Origin of the sequence: Gardnerella sp. 26-12 (assembly GCF_001660745.1) — a bacterium.
Lineage (GTDB): Bacteria > Actinomycetota > Actinomycetes > Actinomycetales > Bifidobacteriaceae > Bifidobacterium > Bifidobacterium swidsinskii.
In genome coordinates this window covers 1-13,369 of sequence record NZ_LWSR01000051.1, presented here as the reverse complement: position 1 = coordinate 13,369, position 13,369 = coordinate 1, and the positions used below count along the sequence as shown (strand labels likewise).

General features: G+C 41.4%; 9 protein-coding genes and 2 tRNA genes. 1 reads left to right on the top strand and 10 read right to left on the bottom strand.

The genetic code is table 11. The features are described from left to right. Positions 1–25: 25 nt before the first annotated feature. The 6 genes from A5295_RS03675 to A5295_RS03650 form a co-directional block, all read right to left on the bottom strand. Positions 26–748, bottom strand: coding sequence for a hypothetical protein (locus A5295_RS03675; RefSeq protein ID WP_004108527.1), 723 nt, complete (start codon positions 746–748; stop codon positions 26–28). Between the two features lie 81 nt (positions 749–829). After that, complete coding sequence (dnaE, locus tag A5295_RS03670) at positions 830–4,396, bottom strand: DNA polymerase III subunit alpha (RefSeq protein ID WP_064621728.1); 3,567 nt, start codon at positions 4,394–4,396, stop codon at positions 830–832. A 46-nt stretch (positions 4,397–4,442) separates the two neighbouring features. After that, positions 4,443–5,381 carry an RluA family pseudouridine synthase gene (locus A5295_RS03665; RefSeq protein ID WP_033888466.1) on the bottom strand — a complete coding sequence of 313 codons (939 nt, stop codon included), beginning with the start codon at positions 5,379–5,381 and terminating at the stop codon, positions 4,443–4,445. After that, entirely contained in the window at positions 5,374–5,868 is a 495-nt protein-coding gene (locus tag A5295_RS03660; protein WP_033888518.1) for a signal peptidase II, read from the bottom strand. Before A5295_RS03660 ends, A5295_RS03665 begins: the two co-directional genes overlap by 8 nt. A 96-nt stretch (positions 5,869–5,964) precedes the next feature. After that, a complete protein-coding gene (locus tag A5295_RS03655; RefSeq protein WP_012914407.1) occupies positions 5,965–7,293 on the bottom strand; it encodes a DivIVA domain-containing protein in 1,329 nt (442 codons plus the stop codon). Positions 7,294–7,445: 152 nt separating this feature from the next. Then, positions 7,446–7,724, bottom strand: coding sequence for a YggT family protein (locus tag A5295_RS03650; RefSeq protein WP_064621727.1), 279 nt, complete (start codon positions 7,722–7,724; stop codon positions 7,446–7,448). A gap of 173 nt (positions 7,725–7,897) precedes the next feature. Here A5295_RS03650 and galE point away from each other — a divergent pair, with 173 nt between their 5' ends. Then, entirely contained in the window at positions 7,898–8,908 is a 1,011-nt protein-coding gene (gene galE, locus A5295_RS03645; protein WP_004108540.1) for a UDP-glucose 4-epimerase GalE, read from the top strand. Between the two features lie 48 nt (positions 8,909–8,956). On the opposite strand, the gene A5295_RS03640 is transcribed toward galE, so the two are convergent. The 4 genes from A5295_RS03640 to A5295_RS03625 all read right to left on the bottom strand — a co-directional run bounded on the left by A5295_RS03640 (position 8,957) and on the right by A5295_RS03625 (position 13,153). Continuing rightward, positions 8,957–9,029, bottom strand: a tRNA-Phe gene (locus tag A5295_RS03640). Positions 9,030–9,072: 43 nt separating this feature from the next. Continuing rightward, positions 9,073–9,146: transfer RNA gene (locus A5295_RS03635), tRNA-Asp, on the bottom strand. Positions 9,147–9,248: 102 nt separating this feature from the next. Next, positions 9,249–11,300: an ABC transporter ATP-binding protein gene (locus tag A5295_RS03630; RefSeq protein ID WP_004108541.1), complete on the bottom strand. Its 2,052-nt coding sequence runs from the start codon at positions 11,298–11,300 to the stop codon at positions 9,249–9,251. Positions 11,301–11,302: 2 nt separating this feature from the next. After that, positions 11,303–13,153: an ABC transporter ATP-binding protein gene (locus tag A5295_RS03625; RefSeq protein ID WP_064621726.1), complete on the bottom strand. Its 1,851-nt coding sequence runs from the start codon at positions 13,151–13,153 to the stop codon at positions 11,303–11,305. Positions 13,154–13,369 lie beyond the last annotated feature (216 nt).

The following is a 13,369-nucleotide window of genomic DNA, read 5'->3' as shown; positions in this document are numbered from 1 at the left end:
ATGCCAATTAATTGCTTAATTATTTTTACTTTCTTTTGCCATATTTTTGGAATAGCTCGTACGCGTTCGCATCGCTCAAATCGTCACTATTGAACATTTCTATATTTTGTTTCGAAATAGTTTCAACTGTTTCCATGCCAATAGCTAAATCTTCTACTGTACGCGACCACACAGCTAATGCCATAGGCGCAACTATTTCTTGCGGTTCGCAATTATATTCGTAAACTTTTGCAGTTAATTTATCAGCTCTATTTGTAATGAGCATAACATCCATTCCACGGAAGAAATCAACAAATTTTTGCACTGCTTCTTCCGGCTCATTGCCGTCCAAATTTTTTAATACTGCAACAGCACCTTGCTCTTCATCGAAGCATCGTGCTGAAACACTAGCCATTTTGCAAAAAGCAGCTAGTAACTGAGCAGGCTGCACATACGTAATCATTAACGCAACTTTTGCTTTATTTCCAAGCAAACCTTGCAAATCTTCTTCAAAATTAGCTTCTTCAATATTGCGCATAGCTTGATCAAGAAAATCATTTTCTTGATTATCGTCGCTTTTTTGGTTATTTTCTAAATTTTCGCTATTTAAATTTTCTTGCGACTCTTCTTTAAATTCACGTTCAAATCCAGCGAGCGCATTATCTAATTCCGCATCAGTAAAAGAAGTGCGCACAGAATCGTCATTGTTACGCTCACCATCATTTTTACGCTTATCGTCACTGTTACGCTCGTCACCGTTGTTTAACATATTCGTTATTTCCTCCTCTTTCAATGTAATTCTTAAAGCATACCTAGTTTTATATTTTATCAAACCAGTAGTGCATATTTTCTACGCGCTAGGCAAACAACTAGATCCAAAAACAATTTTCATTTCAGCAAACAAAGAAGTATCTCGTTTTACGCGGAAACGATCTCCAAAAGTAAGAACTTGCGCCTTGCCTGTATCGTCGACAAGAGCCAAGCGCACTTCACAGCAGCCTGGATGTCGGCTCAAAATATTACTTAATTGCGCAACACGACCTTTATCTAGAACTTTACGAGGAATAACAACTGTTAAAGGTCTCTCATCCACTGATTCAAGAGTTGGTATTTCAAACTCTGTAGCACGCATGGAAACAGTTTCATCACGCACTTCAACTTGTCCACGAATACGCACAACTTGATCAATTGCAAGTTCTTGCGCTGAAGCTTCGTACACTTTGCCAAAGAACATGCATTGTATTGAACTTTCCATGTCTTCAACTGTGACAATCGCCCAAGCATTACCTTTTCGAGACACTCGCCTATCTACGCTCGTAACTAGGCCTGCAATAGTTACTTGCTGACCATCGCTCATAGTTCTTGCTCTGTCGATCAGTTGAGCGATTGACATCTCACGTAAATCTGCCAAAACTGCAGACAATCCGCTTAGTGGATGATCAGAAACGTACAATCCAAGCATTTCTCGCTCAAAATTAAGCTTTGTCTTTTTATCCCACTCTTCAACATCAGGTACAGTAATTTGCATATCTCCCATACCGTTGTCGTCATCCGAGTCAGAAGACGAATCAAGATCAGCAAATAAATCAAACTGACCCTCTGCCTGCTTGCGCTTAAGCGCAATCACAGAATCAATTGCAGGATCACAAATTTGAAACAGCGCACGACGATTTGAATCAATAGAATCAAAAGCTCCAGCTTTAATAAGCGACTCTACTAAACGTCGATTAAGTGCACTAATAGGAACACGTTGTACGAAATCCATAAAGTTTACGAAACGTCCGCGCTCACCTTCACGCTCAGTAATAATATCGTTTACTGCTTTGTCTCCAACGTTACGAATAGCACCCAAACCAAAGCGCACAACATCTCCAACTGCAGAATACTCAAGAACAGACTCGTTTACATCAGGTTGCAAAACTTGAATACCCATGCGCCTTGCCTCGCCCAAGTACAGTGCAGTTTTGTCTTTATTCGTACGTTCGTTTTGAAGCAAAGCTGCCATAAATTCCACAGGATAATGCGTTTTTAGGTATGCAGTCCAGTAAGAAATCAAGCCATAAGCTGCAGAGTGAGCTTTATTAAACGCGTAACCAGAGAACGGAACCAAAACATCCCACACAGCTTGTGCAGCTTCTTCAGAATATCCGTGAGCTTTCATACCTTCAAAGAATGGCACCTGTTCTTTTGCCAGCACTTCCGGCTTTTTCTTGCCCATTGCTCGACGTAACACATCTGCTTTACCAAGACTGTATCCTGCTAAAATACGCGCTGCAGACTGCACCTGCTCCTGGTAAACAATTAAACCGTAAGTTTCGTCCAAAACTTCCTTTAACGGCTCAGCAACTTCTGGATGAATAGGGATAATATCTTGCAAACCATTCTTGCGCTTAGCATAATTCGTATGCGAATCCATATCCATAGGACCAGGCCTGTAAAGTGCAATCAAAGCCGAAATATCGTTGAAATTATCCGGTTTCAAAGTACGTAGAAGCGCACGCATACCGTCGGAATCAAGCTGGAAAACGCCTAAAGTATCACCCCTAGAAAGCAGTTGATAAGTAGCTTTATCGTCTAACGGAATCTTAGTATAATCAATCGGATCCTTCCCATTATTTTCGATATTTCGCAAAGTATCGCGAATAACTGTCAAGTTGGAAAGACCCAAAAAGTCCATTTTTACAAGACCGAGCGTTTCACAAGTGTGATACTCAAAAGTTGTAGTAATAGTACCGTCAGTGCGCTCTAAAAGTGGCGAAGTGTTTGTGATTGGCTCCGAGCCCATGATTGTTGCACAAGCATGCACACCTGTTTGACGAATCAAACCTTCAATGCCCTTAGCTTCTTCCGTAATGCGATGAGTATCTGGATCCGTGTCGTACATTTCGCGAAACTCGCGCGCTTCAGCGTAACGCTTTGATTTTTCGTCGAAAATATCGTGCAAGCTCATATCTTTGCCGTTTTTAGCAGGAGGAAGAACTTTCGTAATTTTTTCGCCTACTGAAAACTCGTAGCCCATAATACGCGCAGAATCTTTAAGAGCTTGCTTCGTTTTAATAGTTCCGTAAATAACGCACTGAGCAACTTTATCTCTACCGTATTTTTCGCTCACGTATTCAAGAACTTTGGCCCTGCCATCCGGGTCAAAATCAACATCAATATCAGGCAAGGATACGCGCTCCGGGTTTAAGAAGCGTTCAAAAATCAGACCATGCTTCATAGGATCAAGCTCTGTGATGCCCATTGCGTACGCAACCATAGCGCCTGCAGCAGAACCACGACCAGGACCTACCATTACACCATGCGCTTTAGCCCAATTAATATAATCTGCAACAACTAAAAAGTATCCGCAGAATTGCATTTGGCAAATCACACCGCACTCGTAATCAGCCTGCTTTAAAACTTCCATTGGAATGTTGTTATTGTAACGACGCTCCAAACCTTCCTCGACTTTTTTAAGGAATAGCGAAGTCTCATCCCAACCTTCCGGGCAGTCAAATTGCGGCATAAAAGCGCCATCTTCGCCGTCGTCGAACATAACATTGCATCGACGAGCAATCTCAAGCGTGTTATCGCAAGCTTCTGGAAATTCTTTAAAAAGCTCACGCATTTGCTCAGCGGACTTCAAATAGTATCCTGAACCGTCAAACTTAAAACGGTCAGGATCGTCCAAGCGCGAGCCGGAATTAATGCAAAGCATAGCATCTTGCGCTTCACGATCTTCTTCATGAACGTAATGCAAATCGTTTGTTGCAAGAAGAGGTGCGTTAAGTTTTTTTGCAATTTCAAGCAAGTCTTTAGTTACGCGCGTTTCAATAGAAAGCCCGTGATTCATAAGCTCGATAAAGAAATTGTCACGCCCGAAAATATCTTGAAACTCACCAGCTGCTCGTAAAGCCTCTTTGAACTGACCTAAGCGAAGACGCGTCTGGATAATTCCAGAAGGGCATCCTGAAGACGCAATTACACCTTTTGAGTAGGTTGAAAGCACGTCTTTATCCATACGTGGGTAGCGCATAACTCTACCCTCAAGATTCGCCACAGACGAAGCTTTAAGAAGATTTGTTAAGCCAGTATCGTTTTCCGCCCACAAAGTCATATGCGTAATTAAACCGCCGCCAGAAACGTCATCTGCACGCTGATCTTCCGTGCCCCAATGCACGCGACTTTTGTCTTGTCTTGCTGTTTCAGGAGTAACATACGCTTCTATGCCAATAATTGGCTTAATCCCAGCTTTTACAGCCGTACTCCACATTTCGTACGCGCCGTGCATGTTGCCATGATCCGTAATAGCTACAGCCGGCATACCTAATTCTTTAGCGCGCGCTACTAAATCAGGTATTTTTGACGCACCATCTAGAAGTGAATAATGCGTGTGATTGTGCAAATGTACGAAGTTGGTTTCCGGCTGAGTCATAAAAGATATTCTATAAGCGAAAGTTGACTGAAAAAATGCAAAAACGTTACTTTAATAATGCTCGCATAGCTTCTAACGCGTGTTGCAAATCAAGAGGATAATGCGACTTAACCGTCACTGATTTACCCGTGCGAGGATGTGTAAAAGTAAGTTCCATAGAATGCAACCATTGACGTTGCAACCCAAGTTTTTGAGCCAAAACTGGGTTCGCTCCATACATTGAATCCCCAACCAAAGGGTGACCTATAGACGAAAAATGGACGCGTATTTGATGTGTACGACCAGTTTCCAAATTAACGCTTACTAACGTTGCTTGACTAAAACGCTCAAGCACATCCCAGTGCGTAACAGCAGGCTTGCCGTCAGAAGTAATAGTAAAACGAAAATCAGATACTTTTGCGCGACCTATAGGAGCATCAATAGTAGCTTTATCTTGCGCTAAATCTCCTTGAACAAGCGCATGATACGTTTTTTTAACGATATGCTTTGCAAACTGATTTTTCATTACTTCATAAGCAAAATCTGTTTTACAAACTAGCATTAATCCGCTTGTTCCAACGTCTAATCTGCTTACGATTCCTTTGCGCGATTCGTCGCACAGCGTTGTTTTTATATCTATTCCAACAGCTTCTAGGCATTCTGGAACTGTCGGCCCACTCCATCCCTTTGCTGCGTGAGAGGCAACTCCAACAGGCTTATCTATTACAACAACATCGTCGTCGTTGTAAATAATTGGAATATTACATACAGAAGATTCATTATTTTGCTCTTCTTTTTGTTCTGCACTTTCTTTTTGATCGACAACAATCGTATCGCCATCTTGCAAAATGGAGGATTTTTGCGATTTTCTACCTAAGATTTTCGCTTGGTTACGCTCAATAAGAGATATCGCACTTGCACGCGAAACTCCCATTAGTTTTGATAAGCAAACATCAAATCTGCAGCCGGAAAATTGGCTTGTAACTTTAAAGCAAATATCACTCATCGGCATGCCCGAAAAGAGGAATCCCAATCAAAATAAGGCATACAACTGCGATTCCTGCAAACATAAGCTCAATATCTGCAACGTTCCCAACAGACCAACCGTAGTTTATAAAATCTACGACTTTGCCATTCAAAAAACCTTGAGCATATTGCGCTCTATCAATGAGGTTTCCGAAAGCTCCAGCAAACGCTAGAGCAAACGCAATAGTCCAATACAAAGATTTTGTGTGCTTAATAGCCGCTATCATGGCACCACAAGCAGCACAAGCTAATACGCTAATAACCCACGTAAAAGAAGAACCTAAGCCAAATGATGCTCCAGGATTTCGTACAAGAGTTAAAGAAAGCAAGTGCGGCACAAGCTCAATGTTTTTCCCGTCACTAAGCGTCGCCAAAGCCCAAAGTTTTGTTATGCGATCTAGCACAACACCAATAAAAACAATTAGTGCAAAAACGGCTACGCGAGTACGTAGCCGTTTCACACGCACATCTCTATGCGTCAATATTTATCCGATCTTTAGTAATTCAAATAGTATCGGTGCAGTGCGCAACATTTTAAAATATCAGTCACGCACTGCTAAAAACTACTCTTGCTTACCAGATTCTTCACCCTGCTTGTTGCCTAATGCAGCATAGGTATTTTCATCAGAAACTTGAGCAACCAACTGACCAAGGAAATCAGTCAAGCGAGTACGATATTCAGTCTCAAATTGCTTGAGGCTCTGAATATTTCCTTCAATAACTTGAGTTTGCTTCTCAAGATTCTCACGTACCTGACGAGCATATGCATCAGCAGCTGTACGAGTTGTAGAATCATAGTCTGCAGCACGATGCTGTACTTCAGCTTCATACTGGTCAGCTTGATCATGCGTCTGCTTAGAGTAATCATCAGCAGCTTGACGAACCTTACCAGAGTAAGCATCAGCCTCATTGTGAGCACGAGCAGCATAAGAATCAGCATCGCCGCGAGTACGAGTAGAGTAATCGTCAGCATCAGCATGAGTCTGCTTGCTGTATTCTTCAGCTTCAGAACGAGTGCGTGCAGAATATTCATCTGCCTTAGCAACAGTTTCGTTATAACGAGCTTGGCTTTCTTCAACAATTTGTTGAGCCTTAGCCTTGCCTTTATCTACATATTGATCATGCAATTGCATAGCAAGAGTCAACATTGCAGTTGCACGCTCTGGCTCAGAACCTTGTGCTTCTGCACCAGCACCAGCAATCTTTTGCAAGCTACCAGTTTCAGTATTTGGTTCCATCTTAGCAACCTGCTTTCGAAGCTGCTCTTCACGCTGACGAGACTCTTCCAACTGCTTGGAAAGTTCCTCAATCTTAGTGTTTTCTTGCTGAGTGACAACAAGCTGCTGGCGAACAGTTTCAAGCTCGCGACCCAAGTTTTCGCTGCTTGCACGGAAGTCGTCACGCTCGCGAGTAACAGTTTCAAGCTCTTTTTGAACCTGCTTAGCATTGTCTGCTTGAGCAGTTTGAGCAGTTAACTGATCTACCTGCGCACCCAAACCATCTAACTGTTCCTTCAACTGCTGGTTTTGAGCAGTCAAAGCACGATTACTTTCTTCAGCTTCACGCAACTTAGTTGCAGTAGCTTCAAGTTGAGAAGCAGCTTCATTTGATTCACCCTGCTTCTTAGAAGCATCACGCAATGCCTCATTTTCTTTAGTTAAGGATTCTACCTTAGAAGTTAACTCAGCAATCTTCGTATTCAAACCCGCAACATCACGGCCAAGAGATTGCGTGGAAGCCCCTAGGCCCTGCACTGCCTGCTGACCGAGTGCTTCTATTGTTTCTGTAACCTGATCGAGAAACTCGTCGACCTCGTCAACGTCATAACCTCCCTTAAAACGTACAATTTGGAAGGTATGCTCTCGAATGTCCTTAGGCGTCAACAGAGTCATATGCTTTACACCTCGCTTTTTGGGCATAGCCCTTTGATATATATCTATTCGATGCTATCACGTCCGCAGAAAATTAGTGCGGTTAATACAAAAATTTATGCAACAAAACGCCGCTTTTATAAAAATTACGCGTTAAAAAACCATAAACTCATCTATAACCAAATTTGAAGAACGTATAGAGCAAAATATAAAAGCATATAACTTACGTCAATACTAATATTTCCACAACGAGTTGGCGGAATAAACTTGCGCAATACGCGTAATAGCGGTTCTGTTATGAAATAAATAATCCGTATTAGAAAATTAAAAGCACCTCTAGGACGCATACGAGGAACAAGCACAAATAACCAATCTGCAACCATTCGAATAATCATTATTATCAAATAAGCGCGTATAATCACACGTAATATAGATAACGCAACAAATATCATTCGAACATCACCTTACAAAATAATACAACTAACACATTCAAGTTAAGCATACGCTGCAGAATCAAAATGCGAGAATAACAGATGTTATGCAACAGATGCATATCATTAAACTTCAGTTTTACGAGATATAATCTCACTGATTGTATTGATATTATTCAAAAGGAAGGTCGACAATGACTGTTCTTGTTACAGGTGGATGCGGATACATTGGAGCACATGTAGTTCACGCTTTACATGAAACAAAGCAAAATGTCGTCGTCGTTGACGATTTAAGCTACGGAAAGCCTACAAGAATTGAAGGCGCACGTCTTTATGGTATGGATATCTCTTCTCCTGATGCAGGAAAGCGACTTGCGCAAATTATGAAAGATGAGCACGTCGATGCTGTAATTCACTTTGCTGCTAGAAAGCAAGTTGGAGAGTCCGTAGAAAAGCCACTTTGGTATTATCAACAGAATATTAACGGCATGCTTAATGTGCTTGAAGGCATGAAAGATAGCGGAGTTAAGAAGCTCGTATTTTCTTCTTCTGCAGCAACTTATGGAGTACCTCCTGTTGAAGTTGTACCAGAAGATGTTGTGCCAATGTTGCCAATTAACCCTTATGGTCAAACCAAGCTTTTTGGCGAGTGGATGGCACGTGCTTGCGAGCACACATACGGAATTCGCTTCTGCGCACTGCGTTACTTCAACGTAGCTGGATGCGGTCCGGTGGAATTGGAAGATCCTGCGATTTTGAACTTAATTCCTATGCTTCTTGACAGACTACAGCGAGGAAAAGCACCTGCTATTTTTGGCGACGACTATCCTACTGCTGATGGCACTTGCATTCGCGACTATATTCACGTTTCTGATTTAGCAGACGCGCATATTGCGGCACTCACGTATTTGGATCGCGACGAGCGCAAGTACGATGCTTTTAACGTAGGAACTGGTAAGGGCACGTCTGTGCGCGAAATTGTTGACGAAGTGCGCAGAGTTACCGGTTTACCATTTAAAGAAACTGTTCTTGATCGCAGAGCTGGAGATCCTCCACAGCTTATTGGCAGCACGAAGCGAATTAACGAAGAAATGGGATGGCATGCTCGCTACGACGTTAAGGATATCGTAGAATCTGCTTGGGCAGCTTGGCAGGCAAATCCTGAGCATCATATTGATGTTGATTCGTGGAAGCAGCTTGACTAGCGAATAAAACAAAACGCGCGGCACAAATCGTGTCGCGCGTTTTTGTTGTGGCTCCGAGCGGGATCGATCCGCTGACCTAACGATTTTCAGTCGTTCGCTCTACCAACTGAGCTACAGAGCCATGACGAATAAAAAACCCGGCGAACCGGGTATTCTATTAATCGCGACCCCGGCCGGACTTGAACCGGTGACCTCCGCCGTGACAGGGCGGCGCTCTAACCAACTGAGCTACGGGGCCGTGGCTTTGTTCTCTCGAACAGCCGAGTCACTATCTTACAGAATCCTTAGCAAAATGCAAGTGCCGCGCGTGTTCGGCGTGTTGCCGCACAAAATCAAGCTATTATTCAAGCTCAACAGCTCCAGTGCAAAGCTGATAATACTCCCCACGTTTTGCCAATAATTCCTCATGTGAACCGCGCTCAATAATGCGACCGTGATCCAGCACCATAATCACATCAGCATTGCGCACTGTAGACAGTCTGTGAGCGATTACAAACACAGTACGCCTTTCCATCAAAGAATCCATTCCATGCTGAACTAACTCTTCAGTATGCGTGTCAATCGATGAAGTTGCTTCATCGAGAATCAACACAGGCGGATTTTCTACTGCAGCACGAGCAATAGAAATAAGCTGCTTCTGACCTTGAGAAAGCCCTTCACCACCATTGTTAAGCTGCGTATTGTATCCGTCAGGAAGATGAGAAATAAACGCGTCAGCATGAGCTAATTTTGCAGCTTGAATACAATCTTCGTCGCTAGCATCAAGATTTCCATAACGAATATTGTCCATTATTGTGCCTGTAAATAAATTCACATCTTGCAAAACAGTGCCAATAGCGTGGCGCAAATCCGTTTTGCAAATATCGCGCACGTCAATGCCATCATACAAAATTTGCCCATCATCGATGTCGTAAAAACGCGTAAGAAGGTTAGCAATAGTAGTTTTTCCAGCACCTGTAGCTCCAACAAGAGCAACTTTTTGACCAGGTTTTGCAAACCACGTAATATCGTGTAAAACAGGATGATTTTCTTTGTAACCAAACACAACATCCGTAAAACGCACGTCGCCTCGAAGCAAAGTATAGCGGCCATCCTTAGAAGTGCGAGCATCTCGCTTTGCATGGCACACAATCTCTTGAGCCATTTCACTTAAGTTTTGAGCGCGCTTTTTAGCTTTAGTACCATTATCTTGCTTTGATCTTTTCCAAGCCCAATAAATATTGCTTCCTTCAGATTGTTCATCTACTTCTTCAAGCACATCAAATGCTGATTTTTCTCCAAGATCTTCATCAGACTGAAGTACACGCACTTTAACTAATTGCACACTGCCAGAATCAAGTTCTGGCTTTTCATCAAGTAACTCAAAAATACGAGAAGCTCCTGCAAGAGCCATCATAAGTGCGTTAGCTTGCATTGTAATTTCGCCAATAGGGTTAATAAATGCGCGCGAAAGTGCCAGCAAAGATATAAGTGTACCCAATGTAAGAGTACTAGATCCAGCTAATCCCAGCGTTGGCAGACCTGCTGAAGCAGCCCACGCACCGAGTAAAGCAATTAATACATAAAGCAAATAGCTTGCATTACTAATAACAGGCATTACATTATTTGCATAAGAATTTGCACTTGCAGAAATTTTTTGCACTTTTTCTATGCAATTATCTAATTTTTCAATAGAATCTGCCTCATGATTAAAAATTTTAATCACTTTGCTGCCTGTTGCAGATTCTTCAACAAACTCATTTAGCTCACCTAATGCATGCTGGAATTGCTCAAATAGACTGCCAGATTTCTTTAGCATAAAACGCACTAAATAAAGCAATATTGCAGTAAATATAACTACAAAAACTGCAACCGGAAGCGATAGACACATAATAGATATAAACGCTGCCAAAATCGACATTAGCGCAGAAAAAGAGTCCGGAAATGCCCACGAAATTGCCTCACGAAGAACCTCAGTATCGTTTGTGTAACGGCTCATAATATCGCCGTAACCTTGAGAATCTAAGTAACGCAATGAAAGCTTCTGCTGATGCTTAAACATAGAATCTCGCAAATCACGCATAACACTTTCAGATATATTCGCAACAAGTCTGCTCCAAAGCCAAGAACAAAACACACCAACAGCGTAAACACTTGCCATCAGAATAATCATGCGAACAAGAGGCGTCCAATCCTGATTATGCTTACCGACAAGCGGAAGAATATACGAGTCCACAAGAGATTGCAAAAACACTGCACTTGCAGCTTGCACAATTGCGCTAACTATTATTGATGCAATAATTACGTAAATTTTAACTCGATACACCAGCACATAAGAGGCAAGTCTGCTAAGAGTTTCCCAACTAATAGCTGAATCATTTTTAGAAGAGTGAGCCGTTTTATTCTTAGCCATTGTTATTTAGCTCCTTCTTCTTTAGTTGCGCCAGTTATGCTACTTTTTTCTTGAGAAATCGCCATATTTCTGTAAAATTCACAAGACTTAAATAATTCATCATGCGAACCGTTAGCAACAACACGACCATCTTTAAGAACAACAATAATATCTGCATGTTCGATTGAAGATATGCGCTGAGCAACGATAATTTGCGTAGAATCAGGCATAAACTTTTTCAAGCCATCGCGAATTTTACTATCAGTTTTCATATCAACTGCACTCATCGAGTCGTCAAGGATTAAAATTTTCGGCTTCCTCAAAAGTGCGCGCGCAATGCACAAACGCTGTCGCTGACCACCGGAAACATTCTTACCGCCCTGATCAATATGCGTATTGTAGCCATCTGGTAAATCTTTAATAAACTCATCAGCACAAGCAATTTCGCAAGCTTGACGCAAATCATCATCGCTTGCTTCCGCTCTACCCCAGCGAAGATTTTCTGCAATTGTGCCACTAAACAAAATATTTTTTTGTAGAACAACGCCAACTTCTCCACGCAAACTAGAAGAATCATAATCGCGAATATCTTTTCCACCTACAAAAAGAGTGCCAGAAGTTACGTCATAAAGTCTTGCAATTAATTGCACTAAACTTGATTTTCCAGATCCCGTTGCACCAACAACACCAACAGTTGCTCCAGAAGGAATAGATATATTTATATCATGTAAAATTTCCTGTTCTGCTGGGGCAGATTCATCTGTATTATCTGATTGAGGATAGCGTAACGAAACATTTTCAAAACGCACAGAAGCGTCAGAAAGCTTTGTCAGCGGATGCTTGGAAACAACTTCAGTATTTCGAGATTGCAAAACATGTGAAATACGATGCATCGAAGCTCGAGCTGTTAACGACATTACAAAAACTGCAACTAAATTCGCTAAAGCAAACAAAATTTGCAAAGCATACACTACTAATGCAGCAAGATTTCCTGTTGTTAAACCAAAAGCAGGATTATTTCCCGAAGCCACAATTTCGTGCGAAGCCAACCACGCAATAAGTAGCATGCCAGAATAAAAACATAAGTTAAACAAAKGAATACTACAATTTAACACATACTCAGCTTTAATAAAATAATCATAGATTTTATGTGAAATACGCGTAAAACGACTTATTTCATAATCAGAACGCACATAAGACTTTACGACGCGAATATTATGCAAATTCTCGCCAACTCTATTATTCATCTCGTCAATCATTCGATAAATTCGAGAAAATGCTGGAGCAACTATACTAGCTCCAACAGCGCCAATTGCACCAATAATAGGCACGAATGAAAGAAAAACCCACGAGATAGCAGGGCTAATTGAAAAAGTAAACCACCAAGCAGTGATGATAATCATAACGCTGCGAACACCAGAGCGAATAATCATTTGGTAAGCAAATTGCACATTTGACACATCGCTAGTCATACGCGTAACAACAGTGCCGCTAGAAAACTTATCTAAATCAGAAAAACTTAAACTTTGTAAGCGTGAAAACATGTTGTGACGTAAATTTTTACCGAAACCAGCACTAGAATGCGCACAACAAATACCAGAAATAACGCCTGCAATCATTGCAATTGCAGCAAAAATAAGCAATTGCAAACCATAATATTGCACAGCTTCTTGAGAACGTGACATAATGCCAAAATCAATAAGATTTGACATTACTGTAGGAATCTCAATTTGCATAGCAGCTTCAACGAGAATAGTAACAACTGTTAAAACGCCAAGAAAACGGTACTTTTTTAAAGATAACAGAATCGTACGCAATGCGCGAGGAGAATTATTGCTAATTTTTCGTGAATTGTTCTTCGGCTTTTCTGCCATTGCATCCCTTCCCCTACATAACGTCATGTGTAGGTTTAATAATATCACTTCTTCAAATACATATTTGAATTATTGCGCATGGCGCATTTCCGTATTGAGTTACTTCATTACCAAATGCATAAATAGATGAATCTTTGACATAGTAGTATACAGACAAATCACATACGAAAAAGTGCTTCTACACATTCAAATTATAAACAACGATTGATTTCATCT

Excerpts from the sequence above, each read along its gene's own strand:
- A5295_RS03675 (WP_004108527.1), bottom strand. The coding sequence starts at position 748 with ATGTTAAACAACGGTGACGAGCGTAACAGTGACGATAAGCGTAAAAAT.
- dnaE (WP_064621728.1), bottom strand. The coding sequence starts at position 4,396 with ATGACTCAGCCGGAAACCAACTTCGTACATTTGCACAATCACACGCAT.
- A5295_RS03665 (WP_033888466.1), bottom strand. The coding sequence starts at position 5,381 with ATGAGTGATATTTGCTTTAAAGTTACAAGCCAATTTTCCGGCTGCAGA.
- A5295_RS03655 (WP_012914407.1), bottom strand. The coding sequence starts at position 7,293 with ATGACTCTGTTGACGCCTAAGGACATTCGAGAGCATACCTTCCAAATT.
- A5295_RS03650 (WP_064621727.1), bottom strand. The coding sequence starts at position 7,724 with ATGATATTTGTTGCGTTATCTATATTACGTGTGATTATACGCGCTTAT.
- galE (WP_004108540.1), top strand. The coding sequence starts at position 7,898 with ATGACTGTTCTTGTTACAGGTGGATGCGGATACATTGGAGCACATGTA.
- A5295_RS03630 (WP_004108541.1), bottom strand. The coding sequence starts at position 11,300 with ATGGCTAAGAATAAAACGGCTCACTCTTCTAAAAATGATTCAGCTATT.